This window comes from Microbacterium sp. A93 (assembly GCF_051842835.1).
The window spans coordinates 248,578-270,064 of record NZ_JBPXMT010000003.1 but is presented as its reverse complement, the minus strand read 5'-3'; the positions used below and the strand labels follow the sequence as shown (position 1 = coordinate 270,064).

Here is a 21,487-nt window from a genome sequence, read left to right as displayed (position 1 = left end):
AGTAGCGATGACCGAACAGAACCCGAACACCCGCGCACTGGCCGAGGCCGGCGTCTCCATCTGGCTCGACGACCTGTCCCGCGAACGCATCGCCACGGGCAACCTCAGCGAGCTGATCGCCACCCGGACCGTCACCGGGGTGACCACCAACCCCTCGATCTTCGCCGCCGCCCTCAAGAACGGCCAGGCCTACGCCGAGCAGCTGACCCAGCTGGTCGCGGAGGGGGCGGACGTGGACCGCGCCGTCTTCGAGCTGACCACCCGGGACGTCCAGGCCGCGTGCGAGATCTTCGCGCCCATCTACGAGGCCACCGGCGGCGTGGACGGCCGGGTCTCCATCGAGGTGGACCCCCGGTCCGCACGGGACACGGAGCAGACCGTGGCCGAGGCCGGCCATCTGGCGCGCGCCGTGGACCGGCCCAACGTCATGGTGAAGATCCCCGCCACCGAGGAGGGACTGCCCGCGATCACGGCCACGCTGGCTACCGGCATCAGCGTCAACGTGACCCTGATCTTCTCCCTCACCCGGTACCGCGAGGTGCTCAACGCATGGCTGCTCGGCCTGGAGCAGGCCCACGCGGCCGGGATCGACCTGTCCACCGTGCACTCCGTGGCGAGCTTCTTCGTCTCCCGGGTGGACACCGAGGTGGACCGCCGCCTGCGCGAGTCCGGGACCGAGGGCGCCACCGAGTTGACCGGTCAGGCGGGGCTGGCCAACGCCCGCCTGGCCTACCGGATCTTCACGGAGACCCTGGACTCGGAGCGCTGGCGCGTCCTGGAGGCCGCCGGGGCCCACGCCCAGCGTCCGCTCTGGGCGTCCACCGGGACCAAGGACCCGGCCCTGTCAGACACCGCCTACGTCACGGGCCTGGTGGCGGCCAGCACCGTCAACACCATCCCGGAGAAGACGCTGGAGGCCCTGGCGGACCACGGTGAGGTCACCGGGGACACCATCACGGCCGGATACGAGGAGGCCGACCGGCTCCTCGATGCGGTTGCGCACGCGGGCGTCGACTACAACGACGTGGTGGCCGTGCTGGAGACCGAAGGCGTGGAGAAGTTCGTGGCCAGCTGGCAGGAGCTGCTGCAGACCGTCAGCACGGCGATGGAGGACGTGAGATGAGCACCCTCGGGCTCCAGGCCACCGGCGACGCCCTCGCGGCGATCGACCGCCACGTCCCGACCCTGGTGGGTGACCGGGTGGCCAGCCGCCTGGCCGCGCAGGACCCCACCCTGTGGGGACCGGAGGCGCAGGAGGAGTCGTCGAAGCGCCTCGGGTGGATGGACCCCTTCGGGGATTCACGCGCCCTCGTGCCCCAGATCGAACAGCTGCGCGCCGAGCTCGCCGCCGAGGGCGTCAGCCGGGTGGTCCTGGCCGGGATGGGAGGGTCCTCGCTGGCCCCCGAGGTGATCGCCGCCACCGAGGGCCACCCGCTCACCGTCCTGGACTCCACCGACCCTGAGATGGTGGGCAACATCCTGGCCGCCGGGCTCACGGACACCGTCCTGGTGGTGTCCTCGAAGTCAGGCTCGACCCTCGAGACGGATTCGCAGCGTCGGGTCTTCGAGCAGGCCTTCACCGACGCCGGCCTGGAACCGGGATCCCGGATGGTGGTCGTCACCGACCCCGGCTCGCCCCTGGAGCAGCTGGCCCGAGACTCCGGCTACCGGCACGTCTTCACGGCCGACCCCTCCGTGGGCGGGCGGTATTCCGCGCTGACCGCCTTCGGCCTGGTCCCCACGGGCCTGGCCGGGGTGGACCTGTCCGCACTGCTCGATGATGCCGAGGAGACGCTCGAGGTCCTGTCCACCGACGACACGGACAACCCCGGGTTGCAGCTGGGCGCGGCGATGGCCGGCACCGAGCCCCTGCGCAACAAGCTCATCCTCTCGGACGTGGCTTCCGGGCTGGTCGGCTTCGGCTCCTGGGCCGAGCAGCTGATCGCGGAGTCCACCGGCAAGGAGGGGACCGGCGTGCTCCCCGTCGTGGTGGACGCGGGCGGCCCGGAGACCGTGTCGGAGGCAGCGGACCTGTTGCAGATCCGTCTCGTGGCCGATCCCGAGGACCGCGAGGAGCATGACGGGATGGCAGCCGGCGGGTCAGCAGGCGGTTCGCCCCATGCCCTCGAGATCTACGGCAGCCTGGGCTCCCAGCTGATCCTGTGGGAGTTCGCCACGGCCGTGGCCGGTCGCCTCCTGGGCATCAACCCCTTCGATCAACCCGACGTGGAGGCCGCGAAGACCGCGGCCCGTGGACTGCTGGACGCCACGGGAAGCGGGACCACCACGGCGGAGCCGGACACCGTGATCGGTGCCGTGCAGATCACCGGTCCGGCCGCCGTCGTGCAGGCCGGTGCCGAGGGCGACCTCACCGCCGTGCTGGACGCCGTGGCCCGGCTGGTACCCGCGCACGGTTACCTGGCGGTGCAGGCGTACCTGGACCGCCTGGGCTACACCGAACTGGAGGTCCTGCGGGATGCGTTGGCGGCGCGGTCCGGACGCCCCGTCACCTTCGGCTGGGGGCCGCGGTTCCTGCACTCGACCGGGCAGTACCACAAGGGCGGTGCCCCCGAGGGGGTCTTCCTGCAGATCACGGCGGACTCCGACCTCGACCTCGACATCCCCGGCCGTCCCTTCACCTTCGGACAGCTGCTGACAGCCCAGGCCGCCGGCGACGCCGCCGTGCTGCGTGAGACCGGCCGTCCGGTGATCCGGCTGCACCTCACCGAGCGATCCGCGGGTGTCGGCGCGCTGTTGCAGGCGGCGAACGGCACGAACGGTCCGGATGCCTGAGCCCTCACGCAACGCGCAGGCCGGACCGCGCACCAACCCCCTCCGTGATCCGCGGGACCGCCGGCTGACCCGCATCGCCGGTCCCTCCGCGCTCGTCCTGTTCGGGGTCACCGGTGACCTCGCCCGCAAGAAGCTGCTGCCGGCCATCTATGACCTGGCCAACCGCGGCCTGCTGCCGCCGGGATTCTCCCTCATCGGCTTCGGCCGCCGTGAGTGGAGCGAGGAGGAGTTCACGGACTACGTCCGCAGCAGTGTGGAGTCCTCGGCGCGGACCGGGTGGAACGACACGGTCTGGAACCAGCTGCGGGGCGGCTTCCGGTTCGTCTCCGGCGGCTTCGACCACCCGGCGGCCTATGAGGACCTCCGTCAGACGCTGGCCGACCTCGAGGTCTCCCGCGGCACGGCCGGCAACACCGTCTACTACCTCTCCATCCCGCCGGACTGGTTCGAGGAGGTCAGCCAGCAGCTCGCCGACCACGGCCTGGCCGGACGGCAGCAGGACACCTCCGAGGGGCCGTGGCGCCGTGTGGTGATTGAGAAGCCCTTCGGCCACGACCTGGTCAGCGCCCGCGAGCTCAATGACGTGATCGAGCAGGTCTTCGTCCCGGACGCGGTCTTCCGGATCGACCACTACCTCGGCAAGGAGACCGTCCAGAACATCCTGGCGCTGCGCTTCGCCAACCGGCTCTTCGAGCCGCTGTGGAACTCCAACCACGTGGACCACGTGCAGATCACCATGGCCGAGGACATCGGGATCGGCGGCCGGGCCGGCTACTACGACGGGGTGGGTGCCGCCCGCGACGTCATCCAGAACCACCTGCTGCAGCTGCTCGCGCTGACCGCCATGGAGGAGCCGATCTCCTTTGACGCGGACCACCTGCGGGCCGAGAAGGAGAAGGTGTTGGCCGCCGTGGAGGTCCCCCTGCACGACGCCGGCCTGGGCGCCTCCTCGGCCCGCGGCCAGTACACCGGGGGCTGGCAGGGCGGCGAGAAGGTGACCGGCTTCCTCGAGGAGGAGGGCTTCAACCCGGAGTCCACGACCGAGACCTACGCGGCGCTCAAACTCGGGATCCGCACCCGGAGGTGGGACGGGGTCCCGTTCTACCTGCGGGCCGGCAAGAGACTGGGCCGCCGCGTGACCGAGATCGCCGTGGTCCTCAAACGCGCCCCCAACCTGCTCTTCCCGGGGCACGAGGAGGACGAGTTCGGACAGAACACGATCGTCATCCGGGTCCAGCCGGACGAGGGGGTCACGATCCGCTTCGCCTCGAAGGTGCCCGGGACCCAGCAGGAGGTCCGGGACGTGACGATGGACTTCGGCTACGGCCACGCCTTCACCGAGGACAGCCCCGAGGCCTATGAGCGGCTGATCCTGGACGTGCTGCTGGGTGAGCCCCCGCTGTTCCCCCGCCAGGCCGAGGTGGAGCTGTCCTGGGCCATCCTCGATCCCTTCGAGGAATACTGGGCCGGGCTGTCCGGGCAACCCCAGCCCTATGCCCCCGGCAGCTGGGGGCCCCAGGCCGCCGATGAGCTGATGGCCCGCGACGGCCGCGTCTGGAGGAGGCCCTGATGATCGTCGACGTGCAGGACACCACCACCTCCAAGATCGCCAAGGAGATGAACCGGCTGCGTGAGGCCGGCGGCGTGGTGGCCCTCGGCCGGGTGCTGACCCTGGTCATCTCCACGACCCCCGACCACACGGAGGCTGCCATCCTGGCCGCCAACCTTGCCAGCCGGGAGCATCCCTGCCGGATCATCGTCCTGGCCGCCGGGGATCCCGCCGCCCCGACGCGGCTGGACGCCCAGATCCGCGTGGGCGGTGACGCCGGCGCCTCCGATGTGATCATCCTCTACGGCACCGGCTCCAACGCCGAGGAGTCCGAGAGCCTCATCGGGGCCCTGTTGCTCCCGGATGCCCCGATCGTGGTCTGGTGGCCCCATGCCTCCCCGGCCATCCCCGCCGAGTCCGCCCTGGGCGCCATGGCGCACCGGCGCATCACGGACACGGCGACCGCCGCCAAGCCGCGCCAGGCGCTCATGCACCTGCGGCAGACCTACCGCGCCGGGGACACGGACCTGTCCTGGACCCGGCTGACCGGATGGCGGATCCAGCTCGCCGCGATCCTGGACGGCCTGGACGCCGCGGAGATCCTCTCCGTCACCGTGGACGGGGCCGAGGACTCCCCCTCCACCATGCTGCTGGCCGCCTGGCTCACGCGGTGCCTCGGTGTCCCCGTCACCATGGCCCACTCCAAGGCCGGACAGGGCATGCGCTCCGTCCGGTTGCGGCGCCGGGCGGGAGATGTGGTGCTGTCCCGGCCCACCGGAGACGTGGCCTCCCTCTACCAGCAGGGCCGCCCCGTCCAGCACATCTCCCTGCCCAAGCGCAGCGACCAGGACTGCCTGGCGGAGGAACTGCGCCGGCTGGACCCGGACGAGGTGTTCGGAGACGTGGTCGTCAACGGCCTACCCCTGACCGATCTGAAAGCGGTGTTGCCCAGTGAGCGATGAGACCCGGATGTTCCCCGACCGGCGCCAGTTGTGCCGGCGGGCCGCCACGGAACTGGTGGGGATCCTCGCCGCCGCCGTCAGGCAGCGCGGTGAGGCCTCCGCCGTGTTGACCGGCGGCGGCACCGGAACGGGCATCCTGTCCGCGCTGGCGGAGCTGGTCGAGGCGGACGGGACAGGAGCCGGGGCGGTGCCGATGCCCGACTGGTCTCGCGTGCACCTGTGGTGGGGCGATGAGCGGTTCCTGCCCACGGGTGACCCGGACCGCAACGAGGTCCAGGCGCACGAGGCGCTCCTGGACCTGCTGAAGTCCACACACGGGATGCCCGCCGAGAACATCCACCCGATGCCGGCGGCGGGGACCCTGGGCCTGGACGAGGCGGCAGACGCCTATGCGGCCGAGCTGCTCTCGCGGGCCCAGATCCAGCAGACCCAGGACCAGCAGACCCAGACCAGTGCGGGCGTGGACCCCCGCCTGCCGGTCTTCGACGTGGTGATGCTGGGCGTCGGTCCTGATGCGCATGTCGCCAGCCTCTTCCCCGGTCTGCCGGGGCCGCTGGCCACGGAGGCCACGGTGATCGCGGTGACGGACTCCCCGAAACCCCCGCCGCTGCGGCTGTCGTTGACGGTGGAGGCCCTCAACACCGCCGAGCACCTGTGGTTCGTGGTGGCCGGGGCAGACAAGTCGGAGGCCGTGAGCGCGGTGCGGACGGCCCGAGACAGCAAGACCACCGAGGCGGCCCGCTGGCCGGCATCGGTGGTCTTCGGACGTTCTTCCACCACGTGGTGGTTGGACGAAGCCGCGGCCGGCCACTAGCCGGCACGCGGGAGGGGTGCGGCCACGTGGTACGGACGTGGCACGGCAGGGATGACTGCTCAGAAATCCTGCGAGAAGCGCATGATCAGGCCCAGAGCCACCACGATCGCACCCCAGGTGACGCCCAGGGTGACCGTGAGCCGGTTCAGGTTCTTCTCGGCGACACCGGATGACCCCAGCGACGAGGTGACCCCGCCACCGAACATGTCTGACATGCCGCCGCCGCGGCCCTTATGCAGCAGAATCAGCAGGACCAACAGGACGCTGATGGCGGCCAGGGCAATCTGCAGGATGAGGGTCAGGACGTCCACGTCACTCTTTTCCGTACGGCGTTCAGTCGGTCGATCAATGAAGGTGATCAGTCAGTCAGAAGGTGATGCTCGAACCTCACTATGCTAGCAAACTCCCCTTCATCCAGACTGGCACCGCCCACCAGGACTCCGTCCACGTCCTTCTCCCGCAGGATCGATGCGACATTGGTGGACTTCACGGAGCCGCCATAGAGCACGCGGATGCCAGCGGCACTCTCGGCGCCGAACAGCGAGGCCAGCTCGGAACGCAGTGCAGCGGCCATCTCCTGGGCGTCCTGTGGTCCGGCGACCTCACCGGTCCCGATGGCCCAGACGGGTTCATACGCGACCACGAGCCCGGCCACCTGCCCGGCCGTCAGTCCCTCGACGGCTCCCCGGAGCTGGGCCAGGGTGTGCTCCACCTGCTGCCCCCGCTGGCGGACCTGCAGCCCTTCCCCCACGCAGAGGATGGGCGTGATGCCGTGGCGCAGGGCGGCGGCGAGTTTGCGTCCTACCAGGGCGTCGTCCTCCTGGTGCAGCGTGCGCCGCTCGGAGTGGCCCACGAGGGCGTAGGTGCATCCGAGCTTGGCCAGGAACTGCCCGGAGATCTCCCCCGTGTACGCACCGGAGTCCTCTGCGGAGAGGTCCTGGGCGCCATAGGCCAGGGGCAACCGGTCCCCCGCCACCAGGGTCTGCACACTGCGCAGATCCGTGAACGGCGGGAACACGGCCACCTCGACGCCCTCGAAGTCGTGGTCCGCGTCCGTGAGCGTCCACGTGAGCTTCTGCACGAGCGTCACGGCCTGGAGGTGGTCCAGGTTCATCTTCCAGTTCCCCGCGATCAGCGGGGTGCGGTCATAGGTGCCGTCGGTCTTCGAGGTCATCTCAGGCGCCCGCCTGTCCCGTGCCGGCGTCTGGGCGCTCCAAGGCCTCGAGACCGGGCAGGTGCCTGCCCTCGAGGTATTCCAGCGAGGCGCCGCCACCGGTGGAGATATGGCCGAACTGGCCCTCGCTGAATCCGAGGGTGCGGACGGCGGCTGCGGAGTCCCCGCCGCCGACCACGGTGAGGCCGGAGGATTCGGTCAGGGCACGGGCCACGGTGCGGGTGCCGTGGGCGAAGGCCTCGAACTCGAAGACGCCCATGGGTCCGTTCCAGAACACCGTGTGGGCCCGGCGGATCTCGTCACCGAACGCCACCCGGGTCTCCGGGCCGATGTCCAGGCCCAGGGCCTCCGCACCGTGGGCACCGCTGGTGAGGGCCTGGACGGGCAGTACCTCGGACTCGGCATCGGCCGCGAAGGCCGAGGCCATCACGATGTCCGTCGGCAGCACGATCCGGCAGCCGCCGTCCTCGGCCCGCTTCAGGTACTCGGTGACGACCGGGATCTGGTCCTCCTCCAGCAGGGAGGCCCCGACCTCGTGGCCTTGCGCCTTGAGGAAGGTGAACAGCATGCCGCCGCCGATCAGCAGGGTATCGGCGCGCTCCATCAGGTGGTCGATCACGGCCAGCTTGTCCGAGACCTTGGAGCCGCCGAGGACCACCACGTAGGGACGGTCGGGCGCCCCGGTCAGGCGCGAGAGCACATCCAGCTCACGGGTGACCAGCCGTCCCTGATAGCACGGCAGCTCGGCGGCGATGTCATACACGGAGGCGTGCTTGCGGTGCACGGCGCCGAAGGCATCGTCCACGTAGGCTCCACCGGCAGAACCGTCGACCCCCCCGGCCAGCGCCGCCAACTCGGCGGCCAGCCCGGCACGCTCCGCGTCGTCTTTCGAGGTCTCCCGCGGATCGAACCGGACGTTCTCGAGCAGGAGGATGCCGCCGTCGCCCAGGGCGGCCGCCTCGGCACGGGCGGAGTCCCCGGCGACGTCAGCGGCCAACCGCACCTCGCGGCCCGCGAGCTGGGCCATCCGCTCGGCAACGGGCTTCAGGGAGTACTGCGGGTCCGGCTGGCCCTTCGGCCGGCCGAGGTGGGCCATGACGACCACGCGCGCCCCGGCGGCGGCCAGCTCGGTGATGACCGGCAGCGAGGCGCGGATCCGGCCGTCGTCCGTCACAGCACCGTCCTCGAGCGGGACGTTGAGGTCGGAGCGGACGAGGACGTGGCGTCCGGCCACGCCCGACTCCAGCAGGTCGTCGAGGGTCTGGGCGGTCATGCGAAGGGCCTTCCTGGCGGGTGGACGGTAGGGGTGTCGACTACAGCCTAGAGCCGACCATGGCTGTCAGGTCCATCAACTGGCACGTGAAGCCCCATTCGTTGTCATACCAGCCGATGATCTTCACGGTCTTGCCGATCGACTTCGTCAGGGGCGCGTCGAAGGTGCAGGCCGCCGGGGAGGTGACGATGTCCGAGGAGACGATGGGGTCCACGCTGTAGACGAGCCGGCCCCGCAGCGCGTCCGTCTCGGAGGCCCGCTGGAAGGCGGCGTTGACCTGCTCGACCGAGGCCTCCCGTTCCAGCTCGACGGTGAGGTCGGTGGCCGAGCCGGTGATGATCGGCACGCGCATGGCGAATCCGTCCAGCTTGCCCTTGAGCTCCGGGATGACCTCGCCGATGGCCTTGGCGGCGCCGGTCGAGGTGGGGATCATGTTCTGGGCCGCAGCACGGGCGCGGCGGCGGTCCTTGTGGGGGCCGTCCTGGAGGTTCTGGCCGCCGGTGTAGGCGTGGATCGTGGTCATGATGCCGTCCACGATCCCGAAGGACTCGTGCAGGACCTTGACCATCGGCGCGAGGCAGTTGGTGGTGCAGGAGGCCGAGGAGATGATGTCCATGGTGGCCGGGTCGTAGGTGTCCTCGTTCACGCCCATGACGAAGGTCCCGTCCACGCCCTTGCCCGGTGCGGAGACGATGACCTTCCGGGCCCCGGCGTCGAGGTGCTTGCGCGCGCCCTCGGCCTTGGTGAAGTGGCCGGTGCACTCGACCACGACGTCCACGCCGAGCTCTGCCCAGGGCAGCTTCTCCGGGTCGGATTCCGCGAAGACCTGGATGGTCCTGCCGTTGGCGACGAGGTTGCCGTCCACCAGCTGGAGGTCGTGCGGATAGCGGCCCAGCACCGTGTCGTACTTGAGCAGGTAGAACAGGTCCTCGATGTCCGCCAGATCGTTGACGGCGACGAGTTCGAGGTCAAGGCCCTGCTGCTCGATGACACGCAGGGCGTTGCGGCCGATACGGCCGAATCCATTGATGGCGATCCTGGTCACGGTGGTGCCTTTCAGTCAGACGGATAACAGACGACAAGCGTGGCGAAGTAGGCGAACACGACAAAACTGGAAACGATGGAAACGAGTGGAGATGAAGCGGGCCGGCCGGCCCGTCAGGCAGGCCGGCCCGTCACCAGGTCACCGGATCAGACGATGACGAGCTTGGAGGCGCCGGAGCGGGCGGCCTCGAAGCGGGCGGTGACGTCCGCCCAGTTCACGATGTTCCAGACGGCCTTGATGTAGTCGGCCTTGACGTTCTGGTAGTCGAGGTAGAAGGCGTGCTCCCACATGTCCAGCTGGAACAGCGGGATGGTGGCCACGGGCACACCGTTCTGCTGGTCGTAGAACTGCTCGATGACGAGGTTGCCGCCCATCGGCTCGTAGGCCAGCACGGCCCAGCCGGAGCCCTGGATGCCCAGTGCGGCGGCGGTGAAGTGGGCCTGGAACTTGTCGAAGGACCCGAAGAACTCGTCGATCGCGGCGGAGAGCTCGCCGGTGGGCTTGTCGCCACCGTTCGGGGAGAGGTTCTTCCAGAAGATCGAGTGGTTCGTGTGACCACCCAGGTTGAAGGCCAGGTCCTTGGAGAGCTGGTTGACCGATCCGAAGTCGTTCGCGTCACGGGCGGCGGCCAGCTTCTCGAGGGCGGTGTTGGCGCCCTTGACGTAGGTGGCGTGGTGCTTGGAGTGGTGAAGCTCCATGATCCTCGCCGAGATGTGCGGCTCGAGAGCGGCGTAGTCGTAATCCAGTTCCGGCAGGGTGAATTCAGCCATGTTTCCTCCTTGATGGACAGATATGCGGTCCCGGGGTCACCGGGCCGTGGGGCGGACCCGCTGTGGAGTCCTTCCTCCCATCCTAAGCACGCCGCCGGGTGGCCTGGCCACCCGTTCCGCTCAGGGCCGCAATGTTCAGCCGAAGTCTGTGTCCGTGGCACCGCTCGGCAGGGCGGCCTCGGTGCCGGGGAGGCCCTCGTCAGCGGCGCGCTTGTCCGCCATGGCCAGCAGGCGGCGGATCCGGCCGGCGATGGCGTCCTTGGTCATGGGCGGGTCGGCGAGGCGGCCGAGCTCGTCCAGGGAGGCCTGCTTGTGCTCCACGCGGAGCTGGCCGGCGTACTTGAGGTGGTCCGGCACCTCGTCCCCGAGGATCTGCAGCGCGCGCTCCACCCGGGCCCCGGCGGCGACGGCGGCCTGGGCCGAGCGCCGCAGGTTCGCGTCATCGAAGTTGGCGAGCCGGTTGGCGGTGGCCCGGACCTCCTTGCGGGTCCGGCGCTCCTCCCACACCAAGACGGTCTCGTGGGCACCCATCCGGGTCAGCAGGGCGGAGATCGCGTCCCCGTCCCGGATCACGACCCGGTCCACGCCGCGCACCTCACGGGCCTTGGCGGCGATCCCGAGGCGGCGTGCGGAGCCCACGAGGGCCAACGCCGCCTCCGAGCCGGGACAGGTCACCTCGAGCGAGGAGGAGCGTCCCGGCTCGGTCAGGGAACCGTGGGCGAGGAACGCGCCGCGCCAGACGGCCTCGGCGTCGGCCACGGAGCCGTTGACGATCATCGGGGGCAGGCCACGGACCGGCCGCCCACGTACATCCAGCAGGCCGGTCTGCCGGGCCAGGGACTCACCGTCCCGGATGACCCGGATGACGTAGCGGTTGCCCTTGCGCAGGTTGCCCCCGGAGACCACGATGATCTCGCTGCCGTGCCCGTAGACCTCGGCGATGGCGGTCCGGAGCCGGCGGGCCGTGGCGGCCTGGTCCAGTTCCGCCTCGATCACGATCCGTCCGGAGATGATGTGGAGGCCGCCAGCGAACCGCAGCATGGCCGAGACCTCGGCCTTTCGTTCGGAAGAGCTCTTGATCCCATGATGGGCCAATTCCTCTTTCACGGCCGCAGTCAACGCCATGGGGTCTCGCCTCACATCTTTCGCTTGATCGGGTGGGTGGCCACCCGGTCAGTGGACCGGGCAGACGGGACGACGATGACCGTATCAGGAGCCTTTGAAGGCCTCTTGAAACGCCAGGGCCAGTCGCAGGGGGTCGTGCACGGGGTTCCCGGAACCGCCACCAACCTTACTAAACAGTACGTGCGCCCCCAGCCGGGCTGCCGCCTCCTCGAAGCCGGTGACATCCTGGATCGCGTGCTGATCTGCTATGACGCAGTCCAACCGCAGGTCCGGCGCGTAATGGCGGATGACCTCCAGATGGTCTGCGGCGCTCATGCCGGAGGTCTCCGAGGTATCCGTGGTGAGATTCATCACCAGCGCCTTGCGCGCCGTGGTCCGGACCAGCGCATCGCGCTGTTCGGGCAGCAGCAGGTGCGGAAGCACGGACGTGTACCAGGAACCGGGACCCAGGACGATCCAGTCGGACAGTTCGATGGCCTCCAGCGACTCCACGCAGGCCGGGGCGCCCTCCGGCTGCAGGCGGATGTGTGAGACCCTGCTGTCCTTGCCCGCCGTGGCCAGCTTGGACTGCCCCGTCACGGTGCGCCGCACCAACTCGCCGGACCCGTTCTCGGACAGGACGGCACCGGAGATGGTCAGGGGGACGGTGGACATCGGCAGCACCTGACCGCGGGCGCCCAGCAGCGCGCCCGCCCACCTCAGTCCGCCCACGGGATCCCCGAGCAGCTCCCACAAGGCCACGATGAGCAGGTTGCCGAGGGCGTGGTTGTCCAGGGTGGCGTCCGTGCCTTCCTTGGACGTGAAGCGGTGCTGCATCACGTCCCGCCAGGTCCGGCCCCAGTCGGTGTCATCACACAGGGCCGCCAAGGCCATCCGGAGGTCGCCGGGCGGCAGGACGTCCATCTCCTGGCGGATCCGTCCGGAGGATCCGCCGTCGTCCGCCACCGTGACCACCGCGGTGATCTCGCCGGCGATCAGCCTCAGGGCGCGCAGCGTGGCGGAGAGGCCGTGTCCACCGCCCAGGGCGGTGACCCGCAGGGAGGGATCGTAGGTGCCCGCCGGCTCGCCCGGGGCGGGGGCGAAGCTCGGGGCCAGCGGTAGCTGGCCCGTGAAATGGCTGCTCATCCCCGGCCCGTCATTCCCGGCCCAGGTCCCGGTGCTGGACCTTGACGGTCACGCGGGGCTGCTGACTCAGGCGGCGGCCCAGTTCCTCGGCCATCGCCACCGAGCGGTGCTTGCCGCCCGTACAGCCGATGGCGATAGTGGCGTAGTGCTTGTTCTCGCGGCGGTATCCGTCCAGCACGGGGCGCAGGGCGGCCAGGTAGTGGTCCACGAACTCCGCGGCGCCCTGCTGCTGCAGGACGAAGTCCGAGACCGCTTCGTCCCGGCCGGTGAAGGGCCGCAGCTCGGGGACCCAATGCGGGTTCGGCAGGAACCGGACGTCCGCCATGAAGTTCGCGTCCTGCGGCAGGCCGTACTTGAAGCCGAAGCTCATCACGTTCAGGCGCAGCACGATCGGCCCGGATTCCGTGAACAGCTCCGTGATGGTGGTGGCCAGGGTGTGGACGTTCTTGCTGGTGGTGTCCACCACGATCTCGGCCTGTTCCTTCAACTCCCGCAACAGGAGGCGCTCGGCGGCGATTCCGTCCGGGATCCGGCCGGAGCCCTGCAGGGGGTGCGGCCGGCGCGCCGATTCGAAGCGGCGCACCAACACGTCGTCGCTGGCGTCCAGGAACAGGACCCGGTAGCCGACGCCCTGGGCGTGCAGTTGTTCCAGGGCCTCCTGGATGTCCGCGAACAGTTCCTTGGACCGGACGTCCACCACCAGGGCCAGCCGCGGGATCGCCTCCGGGGACCGGCCGATCAGGTCGGTCAGGGTGCCGAACAGCTGCGGCGGGATGTTCTCCACCACGTACCAGCCGTGGTCCTCCAGAGCATGGGCGGCGGTGGTCCGCCCAGCACCGGACATGCCGGTGACGATGAGGACTTCGGAGGTGGGTGGTTTCACCGGGGTCAGTCCGTCACTCATGCGTCCAGACTACCCAGTTTCGCCCCGCCCCGGTTTCTGCCGGTCCCCGGCGTCCATCGGCCTCCGCCGTCAGTCGAGGATCTCCCCGGTGGTGAGGTTCACACCGGGTGTGACGGCCTCGGAGCCGGGCTCCGGCTGCAGGGCGGCGTGGATGGATTCCGCGAGGGCCGGGCCGACCCCCTTGACCTCCTGCAGGTGCTCCACCGTGGCGGCGCGGATGCGCTTGACCGAGCCGAAGTGTTTCAGCAGGGCCTTCTGCCGGGCCGGCCCGAGACCCTCGATCCCGTCCAGCGCGGAGGAGACCATCGAGGCGCCGCGCTTCTGCCGGTGGAAGGAGATCGCGAAGCGGTGGGACTCATCGCGGATGCGCTGGAGCAGGTAGAGCCCCTGAGAGGCCCGGGGCAGCACGAGGGGGAACTCGTCTCCCGGCAACCACAGCTCCTCCAGCCGCTTGGCGAGACCCACCACGGGCACGTCCGTGATCCCCAGGTCCTGCAGGGCCTGGGCGGCCGAGGCCACCTGTGGGGGTCCGCCGTCCACCACCACCAGGGACGGAGGATAGGCGAACCTGCGTGACGCCGGCCGGGCACCGTCGGCGGCGGGTGCGCCGCCGCCGTCGGGCCCGGTCTTCTGCTCTGCTTTCCACTCCGCTTCCGGCCCGGTCTCCTCCAGCTCGATCTGGCCGGTGGCGAAGGTGCCGCTGCGCTCCTGGTCGTCGAGGTAGTGCTTGAACCGACGGGTCAGCACATGGCGCATGGCGGCGGTGTCATCCCGGGCGGCCTCTCCCGTCACGCTGAACTTCCGGTAGTCCGCCTTCTTGGGCAGGCCGTCCTCCACCACCACCATGGACCCCACCACGTTGGTGCCGGAGACATGGGAGATGTCATAGCACTCGATCCGCAGCAGCGGCTCATCCAGTTCGAGGGCCTCCTGCAGCTCGCGCAGGGCCGCGGAGCGGGTGGTCAGATCGCCGGACCGACGTGACTTGTGCAGCTTCAGGGCGAGTTCGGCGTTCTCCTTCACCGTGTCCATGAGGGCCTTCTTGTCCCCCCGCTGTGGTACGCGCAGGTTCACGTGGGCCCCGCGGATCCCGGACAGCAGGGTGGCCACCTGCTCCGCGTTGTCCGGGAGTTCGGGCACCAGCACCTCCCGCGGAATGCGGCTGGTGTCCTCCAGGGAGCCGTAGACCTGTTCCAGGAGCTGCTCCACCATGGTGGCCGGCGTGACGTCCTCGACCTTCTCCACCACCCAGCCGCGTTGGCCGCGGATGCGACCCTCCCGGACGTGGAACACCTGTACGGCGGCCTCGAGCTCGTCCTCGGCGAAGGCGAAGATGTCCGCCTCGGTGGTCTCGGGCAGCACCACCGCGTTGCGCTCGAAGACCCGCTTCAACGCGGCGATGTCGTCACGCCGGCGCGCCGCATCCTCGTAGCGCAGGTCCGCGACGGCCTCCTTCATCTGGGTCTCGAGGCGGCGGATGTAGACGTGGGCGTCCCCGGCCATGAAGTCGCAGAAGTCCTGCGCGAGCTTGCGGTGGTCGTCCGGGCTGATCCGGCCCACGCACGGCGCCGCGCACTTGTCGATGTAGCCCATCAGACACGGCCGGCCGGAGAGCTCGGCCCGGCGGAACACCCCGGAGGAGCAGGTGCGGACCGGGAAGACCCGCAGCATCAGGTCCACGGTCTCACGGATGGCCTTGGCCGGGTGGAAGGGGCCGAAGTACTTCACCCCCTTGCGCTTGTCCCCGCGCATGACCTGGACGCGCGGGTACTTCTCGTTCAGGGTGACCGCCAGGTACGGGTAGGACTTGTCATCCCGGTACATGATGTTGAACCGCGGTGTGAACTGCTTGATCCAGGTGTACTCGAGCTGCAGGGCCTCCAGCTCGGAGCCGACCACCGTCCACTCCACGGAGCCGGCGGTGAACACCATGGTCCGGGTCTTGGGGTGCAGGCCTGCCGGGTCCTGGAAGTAGGAGGCCAACCGGGACCGCAGGCTCTTGGCCTTGCCCACGTAGATGACCCGGCCGTCCGGATCACGGAAGCGGTAGACGCCCGGTGAGGTGGGGACCTCACCGGACTTCGGCCGGTAGCTGGCGGGATCAGCCACGGCGCATCCCTGCTGGCATCACGACTGGGCCGGCGGCTGCTGGGCTGCGCCGTCGGAGACGGGGGTGTTGTACCTCGGCACGCGCTCCTGCCCGGAGAGGGCGGCGATGGCGTCCATGATCTCGGCGGTGGCCTGCCGGCGTGGCGGCAGTGGGTGCTTGGCGCCCAGGTGCTCGAACTGCAGCGGCGGGCCCACCGTGAGCGAGAAACGGTGGGGGGTGAAGCGGTTGGACCCCGGCGGCTGGAGCCGTTCCGTGCCGGCCAGCCCCACCGGGACCACCGGCACCCCGGTGGCCAGCGCCAGCCAGCCGACCCCGGTGCGGCCCTTGTACAGGCGGCCGTCCCGGCTCCGGGTGCCCTCGGGGTAGATGCCCACGCCGGTGCCGGCCTCCAGATGGTCCACGAGCAGGCCCAGGGCCGCCACCGACGCGGCCTGCTGGTCCCGCTCGACGGGGATCGACCCGACGGACTCGAAGAACCCCTTCATGACCTTGCCCTTGACCCCGGGCTGGGTGAAGTACTCGGCCTTGGCGAAGAAGTGCACCATGCGCGGCATCATCGCCTGCAGGATGACCGAGTCGAGGAAGGACAGGTGGTTGCTGGCGACGATGAAGCCGCCCGTGTCCGGTACGTGTTCCAGGCCCGTGACGGTGGGCCGGCAGGTGACCTTGACCATGGCACGCATCCCCGTGCGCACGGCTTCACTGGTCGCCATGACCGTCCTCTCCACTGCTGGTGTTTCCGCGGCACCCGCCGCGGACCGGATCCATCATAGTGCCGGACGGTCCGCGTGTCCGTGGCGCAACAGCTCCCGGCACCTCTCCGGGAGGTCCGCGGCGTCCTCACACAGGGCCGTGGCCCCGGCCGCGGTCAGCTCCGCCTGCGTGCCGAAACCCCACAGCGCCCCGATCCCCGGCAGGCCGTGGTGGGTTGCGCCGTGCAGGTCGAAGTGCCGGTCCCCCACCATCACGGCCCGCTCGGGATGCCCGACGGCGGCCAGGGCCTCGGCCATGGCCTGCACCTTGGTGCCGTGTGGCGGCACGGGCGCGGTCTCATCATCGTTGGAGCCGCAGATCGCCGCGAAGTGGTGGTCCAGTCCCTGGCAGCGGAGCAGACGGCGGGCCAGGGCCTGCGGCTTCGACGTGGCCACCACCAGCCGGTACTCACCGCCCAGGTCCATCAGGGCATCCCGGATGCCGGGGTAGACGGTGCTGGCCGCCATGCCGTGGCTCAGGTAGCCCGCCCGGTAGTCCCGGATCACGGCCGGCAGGTTCTCCTCGGTCACCCCCTCGAGGGACCGGAGCCCCTCGCGCAGCGGTGGCCCCACCAGGGCGTTGAGCTGCTCGGGTCCCGGGACGGGCAGGCCGTTGCTCCTCAGCGACGCCGCGATCCCGCCCGTGATGGATCCGGCCGGGTCCACCAGGGTTCCGTCGAGGTCGAAGAGGATCGCGGGACGGTCCACAGGACTGCGGACAGAACTGGTCACAGGACTGGTCACAGGACGGTGGCGAGGAACTGGCCGGTGTAGCTGTCCTTGTTCCGGGCCACCTCTTCCGGAGTCCCGGTGGCCACGATGGTGCCGCCGCCGGAGCCGCCCTCCGGGCCGAGGTCGATCACGTGGTCGGCGGACTTGATGACGTCCAGGTTGTGCTCGATCGTGATCACGGTGTTGCCCTTGTCCACGAGGGACTGCAGGACGCCGAGGAGCTTGCGGATGTCCTCGAAGTGCAGCCCCGTGGTCGGCTCGTCCAACACGTAGATGCTGCGCCCGTTCGAGCGCTTCTGGAGTTCGGCCGCCAGCTTCACCCGCTGGGCCTCGCCACCCGAGAGGGTCGTGGCCGGCTGACCGAGTTTGACGTAGCCCAGGCCCACGTCCACCAGCGTGTTGAGGTACCGCGAGATCTTGCCGTAGGCGGAGAAGAACTCGGCGGCCTCCTCGATCGGCATCTGCAGGACCTCGGCTATGTTCTTGCCCTTGTAGAGCACCTCGAGGGTCTCCCGGTTGTACCGGTCGCCGTGGCAGACCTCGCAGGGGACGTAGACGTCCGGCAGGAAGTTCATCTCGATCTTCAGGGTGCCGTCGCCCGAGCAGGCCTCACAGCGTCCGCCCTTGATGTTGAAGGAGAAGCGCCCCGGCTGGTAGCCGCGGACCTTGGCCTCCTGGGTGTCCGCGAACAGCTTCCGGATGGTGTCGAAGACGCCGGTGTAGGTGGCCGGGTTGGAGCGCGGGGTGCGCCCGATCGGGCTCTGGTCCACGTGCACCACCTTGTCCAGGTTCTCCAGTCCGTTGACCCGCTTGTGGCGTCCCGGCACGTGCTTGGCGTTGTTGAGCTGGTTGGCCAGCACCTTGTACAGGATCTCGTTGACGAGGGTCGACTTCCCGGAGCCCGAGACGCCGGTGACCGCGGTGAGGACGCCCAGGGGGAATTCGGCGCTCACGTTGCGCAGGTTGTTCTCCCGGGCCCCGATCACGCTGACGGTCCGCTCCCGGTCCAGCGGACGGCGCTGCGCGGGCAGGGCGATCTCGCGGCGCCCGGCGAGGTAGTCGCCGGTCAGCGAACGGGTGTTGGCCTTGAGCCCCTCGAGCGAGCCCGAGTGCACGATCTCGCCGCCGTGTTCCCCGGCCCGGGGGCCGATGTCCACGATCCAGTCGGCCTCCGCGATCGTGTCCTCGTCATGCTCCACCACGATCAGGGTGTTGCCGAGGTCCCGCAGGCGGATGAGCGTCTCGATCAGACGGCGGTTGTCCCTCTGGTGCAGGCCGATGGAGGGCTCGTCCAGGACGTACAGCACGCCCACGAGCCCCGAGCCGATCTGGGTGGCCAGCCGGATCCGCTGTGCCTCCCCTCCGGACAGGGTTCCCGCGGGGCGCTCCAGGTTCAGGTAGTTCAGACCGACGTCCAGCATGAAGCGCAGCCGCGCCAGGATCTCCTTGAGCACCTGGTCGGCGATCTGCACGTCCCGATCCGAGAGCGAGAGCTGACCGAAGAAGTCGATGGCCTCCTGCATGGGCAGGACGGAGGCCTCCGCGATCGACTTGTCGCCCACTGTGACGGACAACGACGTCGGGTTCAGCCGGGCCCCGTTGCAGGCGGCACACGGGATCTGGCGCATGTACGACTCGTAGCGGTCCCGCGCGTGGTCCGACTCGGTCTCGAGGTGCTTGCGGTGGATGTAGTCGATGACCCCCTCGAAGCCGGTGGTGTAGCGGCGTTCGCGGCCGAACCGGTTGCGATACGAGACCTCGACCTTGAAGTCCTTGCCGTGCAGCACGGCCTTGCGGGCGGCCGCGGGAAGGTCCTTCCACGGGGTGTCCATGCCGAAGCCGACCTCACTGGCCAGGCCGGAGAGCAGGCGCTGCCAGTACTCGGCGGTGGACTTGCCGAGGGACCAGGGGGCGATGGCGCCCTCGGCTAGCGACTTGTCCTGGTCTGGGACCACGAGGTCCTCATCCACCTCCAGCTTGGTCCCGATGCCCGTGCAGACGGTGCACGCGCCGAAGGGGTTGTTGAAGGAGAAGGACCGCGGCTCGATCTCATCGATCGTCAGCTGGTGGCCGTTCGGGCAGGACAGCTTCTCGGAGAACGAGCGGAATTTCGGGTTCCCCTCGGCGTCGAAGGCATCCCACTCCCCGGCGTTGGCCTTGGCCGGGTCCACGGCGGCGTCCACGTCCACGAAGTCGATCACCACGAGGCCGTCCGCCAGGTTCAGCGCCGTCTCCACGGAGTCGGTGAGGCGCTGCCGGATGCCGTCCTTCATGGCGAGGCGGTCCACCACCACCGCGATGGTGTGCTTGACCTGCTTCTTGAGTTTGGGCGGATCGGAGAGCTGGATCAGCTCACCGTCCACGATGGCCCGGGAGAAGCCCTGCGTGGCGAGGTTGGCGAAGACGTCCACGAACTCGCCCTTGCGGCCGCGGGCCACGGGGGCGAGGACCTGGAAGCGGGTCTTGGCGGGCAGCTCACCGAGCTGGTCCACGATCTGCTGCGGCGACTGCTTGCTGGCCGGTTCACCGCACTCGGGACAGTGGGGGATGCCGATCCGCGCCCAGAGCAGACGCATGTAGTCATAGACCTCGGTGATGGTGCCCACCGTGGACCGGGGGTTCCGGTTCGTGGACTTCTGGTCGATCGAGACCGCCGGGGACAGGCCTTCGATGAAGTCGACCGACGGCTTGTCCACGCGGCCGAGGAACATGCGCGCATAGGAGGACAGGGACTCCACGTAACGGCGCTGGCCCTCCGCGAAGATCGTGTCAAAGGCGAGGGAGGACTTGCCTGAACCGGAGAGGCCCGTGAACACCACGAGGGCATCGCGCGGGATGTCCAGGTCCACATTCTTCAGGTTGTGTTCGCGGGCGCCCTTGACCACGATCCGGTCTGGATCGTGGCGGTGGGCACCGGCCGCTGGACCGGCGGCGAGGCCGTGGGTGGACTCGGGGGTGGTGAGGGATTTCGGCACGGAATCCACTGTATGACAGACCGGCTTCGAACACCCCTTCGAACTGTCGGCCCTCAGCGAACTACCCCTCAGCGAACGACCTCAAGCGGGAAAGACCGCGTCCAGTTGCCGGACGGCATCACGCCGCCCGAACCCGAGGGTGCGCGCCACCTCGGCATAGGCGGTGGCGGCAGCCGCCAGCTGGGACTCGGCGGAGTCGGCGCCCTGCGCCACCACCGTCCCCAGCCGGGGCCGGGCGGTCACCACGGAGGCCTGCTCCAGTTCCTTGTAGGCCCGGGCCACGGTGTTGGCCGAGACCCCCAGGGCCGCCGCCAACGCCCGGACGGTGGGCAGCTTACTGCCGACGGGGAGCCGGTTGCGGTGGATGAGGTCCAGCAGTCCGGTCCGGACCTGTTCATACGGCGGGACGGTCGAGGTCGCCTTGACGGTCAGCGCGGTGACCAGCCACGTGGGGACCGTGGGAGTGGGGTTTTTGGCCTGGCCCGCCATGTGTCCCCCGTCTCTGGTGTGATCCCGCTGAAGATTCCGGTTTCGCCACCTTATCCGAACCAGACCGTGCAGGTGCGACTGCACCCGGTGCACGCACGGGGACCGTGCCCGGCGGCCCGGCGGCCCGGCGGCCCTGGGGCCTTGGGGCCTTGACCCGTGGTGCGGGCTTGCCCCGGTGGTGGTCAACGTCCTTAGACTGTGGCCCATGCCTTCATCCACCTCTCCCATCCGGCTGCTGCACGATCTGCCCCGGGTGACCGTCCGCCAGCGAGCTGTCTCCGAGATGTCGAACAACGTGTACGTCATCACCTCGAAGACGTCGGGGACGCAGGTGCTGATCGACGCGGCAGACGACGCCGAGGCGGTGCGGGAGTTGCTGCACTCCGCCAGTGAGGACACCCCCTGCGAGCTGAAGCTGGCGGTGATCATCACGACCCACCAGCACTGGGACCACATCCGCGCCCTGGCCGAGGTGGTGGACACCACCGGGGTACCGACTGCCGCCGGCGTCGACGATGCGGCAGCCATCGAGGCGGAGACCGGCGTGGCCGCCAAGGTCCTGCTCAACCACGGCGATACCGCGACCTTTGACGGGATCTCGCTGGCCGTCGTCGGGCTCCGGGGCCACACCCCCGGCTCGGTGGCACTCGTCTACGAGCCCGAGGACGGCCCGCCGCTGTGTTTCTCCGGGGACAGCCTGTTCCCCGGGGGCGTGGGGAACACGCAGCAGGACCCGGAGCGGTTCAACCAGCTGCTCACCGACGTGGTCGAGCGCCTCTTCGAGGTGTACCCGGACGACCTGACGGTCCACCCGGGCCACGGCGACCACACCACCCTGGGCGCGGAACGGCCCCACCTCGACGAGTGGCGCGCCCGCGGCTGGTGAGGCGGAGCC

Annotated in this window: 19 protein-coding genes; 6 read left to right on the top strand and 13 right to left on the bottom strand. The window is 69.6% G+C overall.

Going from position 1 to position 21,487, the window contains the following annotated elements; genetic code table 11:
- The first annotated feature begins 7 nt into the window (after positions 1 to 7).
- The 5 genes from tal to pgl are packed head-to-tail and all read left to right on the top strand — an operon-like array spanning position 8 to position 6,118.
- Complete coding sequence (gene tal / locus ACSU1G_RS09300) at positions 8 to 1,123, top strand: transaldolase (RefSeq protein ID WP_439279639.1); 1,116 nt, start codon at positions 8 to 10, stop codon at positions 1,121 to 1,123.
- Positions 1,120 to 2,793: a glucose-6-phosphate isomerase gene (locus ACSU1G_RS09295; protein ID WP_439279638.1), complete on the top strand. Its 1,674-nt coding sequence runs from the start codon at positions 1,120 to 1,122 to the stop codon at positions 2,791 to 2,793. The genes tal and ACSU1G_RS09295 overlap by 4 nt, the downstream gene beginning before the upstream one ends.
- A complete protein-coding gene (gene zwf / locus ACSU1G_RS09290; RefSeq protein ID WP_439279637.1) occupies positions 2,786 to 4,363 on the top strand; it encodes a glucose-6-phosphate dehydrogenase in 1,578 nt (525 codons plus the stop codon). Before ACSU1G_RS09295 ends, zwf begins: the two co-directional genes overlap by 8 nt.
- A complete protein-coding gene (locus ACSU1G_RS09285; RefSeq protein WP_439279636.1) occupies positions 4,363 to 5,304 on the top strand; it encodes a glucose-6-phosphate dehydrogenase assembly protein OpcA in 942 nt (313 codons plus the stop codon). The genes zwf and ACSU1G_RS09285 overlap by 1 nt, the downstream gene beginning before the upstream one ends.
- Positions 5,294 to 6,118, top strand: coding sequence for a 6-phosphogluconolactonase (gene pgl / locus ACSU1G_RS09280; protein WP_439279635.1), 825 nt, complete (start codon positions 5,294 to 5,296; stop codon positions 6,116 to 6,118). The genes ACSU1G_RS09285 and pgl overlap by 11 nt, the downstream gene beginning before the upstream one ends.
- Positions 6,119 to 6,177: 59 nt before the next feature.
- On the opposite strand, the gene secG is transcribed toward pgl, so the two are convergent.
- The 13 genes from secG to ACSU1G_RS09215 form a co-directional block, all read right to left on the bottom strand.
- Positions 6,178 to 6,429: a preprotein translocase subunit SecG gene (gene secG, locus ACSU1G_RS09275; protein WP_439279634.1), complete on the bottom strand. Its 252-nt coding sequence runs from the start codon at positions 6,427 to 6,429 to the stop codon at positions 6,178 to 6,180.
- A 47-nt stretch (positions 6,430 to 6,476) separates the two neighbouring features.
- Positions 6,477 to 7,292, bottom strand: a complete 816-nt coding sequence (gene tpiA, locus ACSU1G_RS09270; protein ID WP_439279633.1) for a triose-phosphate isomerase — start codon at positions 7,290 to 7,292, stop codon at positions 6,477 to 6,479.
- A 1-nt stretch (position 7,293) separates the two neighbouring features.
- Positions 7,294 to 8,565, bottom strand: a complete 1,272-nt coding sequence (locus tag ACSU1G_RS09265) for a phosphoglycerate kinase (protein WP_439279632.1) — start codon at positions 8,563 to 8,565, stop codon at positions 7,294 to 7,296.
- Between the two features lie 40 nt (positions 8,566 to 8,605).
- On the bottom strand, positions 8,606 to 9,610 hold the full coding sequence (gene gap / locus ACSU1G_RS09260) for a type I glyceraldehyde-3-phosphate dehydrogenase (RefSeq protein WP_439279631.1): 1,005 nt from the start codon (positions 9,608 to 9,610) through the stop codon (positions 8,606 to 8,608).
- A 146-nt stretch (positions 9,611 to 9,756) separates the two neighbouring features.
- Entirely contained in the window at positions 9,757 to 10,380 is a 624-nt protein-coding gene (locus ACSU1G_RS09255) for a superoxide dismutase (protein WP_439279630.1), read from the bottom strand.
- Between the two features lie 135 nt (positions 10,381 to 10,515).
- A complete protein-coding gene (whiA, locus tag ACSU1G_RS09250) occupies positions 10,516 to 11,505 on the bottom strand; it encodes a DNA-binding protein WhiA (RefSeq protein WP_439279629.1) in 990 nt (329 codons plus the stop codon).
- A gap of 84 nt (positions 11,506 to 11,589) precedes the next feature.
- Positions 11,590 to 12,630, bottom strand: a complete 1,041-nt coding sequence (locus tag ACSU1G_RS09245) for a gluconeogenesis factor YvcK family protein (protein ID WP_439279628.1) — start codon at positions 12,628 to 12,630, stop codon at positions 11,590 to 11,592.
- A 10-nt stretch (positions 12,631 to 12,640) separates the two neighbouring features.
- On the bottom strand, positions 12,641 to 13,534 hold the full coding sequence (gene rapZ, locus ACSU1G_RS09240; RefSeq protein ID WP_439279627.1) for an RNase adapter RapZ: 894 nt from the start codon (positions 13,532 to 13,534) through the stop codon (positions 12,641 to 12,643).
- A gap of 69 nt (positions 13,535 to 13,603) precedes the next feature.
- Positions 13,604 to 15,643, bottom strand: a complete 2,040-nt coding sequence (gene uvrC, locus ACSU1G_RS09235; protein WP_439279626.1) for an excinuclease ABC subunit UvrC — start codon at positions 15,641 to 15,643, stop codon at positions 13,604 to 13,606.
- Between the two features lie 18 nt (positions 15,644 to 15,661).
- Entirely contained in the window at positions 15,662 to 16,357 is a 696-nt protein-coding gene (locus tag ACSU1G_RS09230) for a lysophospholipid acyltransferase family protein (protein WP_439279625.1), read from the bottom strand.
- A gap of 54 nt (positions 16,358 to 16,411) precedes the next feature.
- Positions 16,412 to 17,128 (bottom strand): HAD hydrolase-like protein, encoded by a 717-nt coding sequence (locus ACSU1G_RS09225; RefSeq protein ID WP_439279624.1) that lies wholly within the window; start codon positions 17,126 to 17,128, stop codon positions 16,412 to 16,414.
- An 8-nt stretch (positions 17,129 to 17,136) separates the two neighbouring features.
- Positions 17,137 to 20,103 (bottom strand): excinuclease ABC subunit UvrA, encoded by a 2,967-nt coding sequence (gene uvrA, locus ACSU1G_RS09220; protein ID WP_439279623.1) that lies wholly within the window; start codon positions 20,101 to 20,103, stop codon positions 17,137 to 17,139.
- Between the two features lie 81 nt (positions 20,104 to 20,184).
- Positions 20,185 to 20,592, bottom strand: a complete 408-nt coding sequence (locus ACSU1G_RS09215; RefSeq protein ID WP_439279622.1) for a GntR family transcriptional regulator — start codon at positions 20,590 to 20,592, stop codon at positions 20,185 to 20,187.
- A gap of 205 nt (positions 20,593 to 20,797) precedes the next feature.
- Between ACSU1G_RS09215 and ACSU1G_RS09210 the strand changes: the two genes are divergently transcribed.
- The gene (locus tag ACSU1G_RS09210) at positions 20,798 to 21,478 is read left to right on the top strand and encodes an MBL fold metallo-hydrolase (protein WP_439279621.1); all 681 of its coding nucleotides are present in this window, start codon (positions 20,798 to 20,800) and stop codon (positions 21,476 to 21,478) included.
- Positions 21,479 to 21,487: the final 9 nt, after the last annotated feature.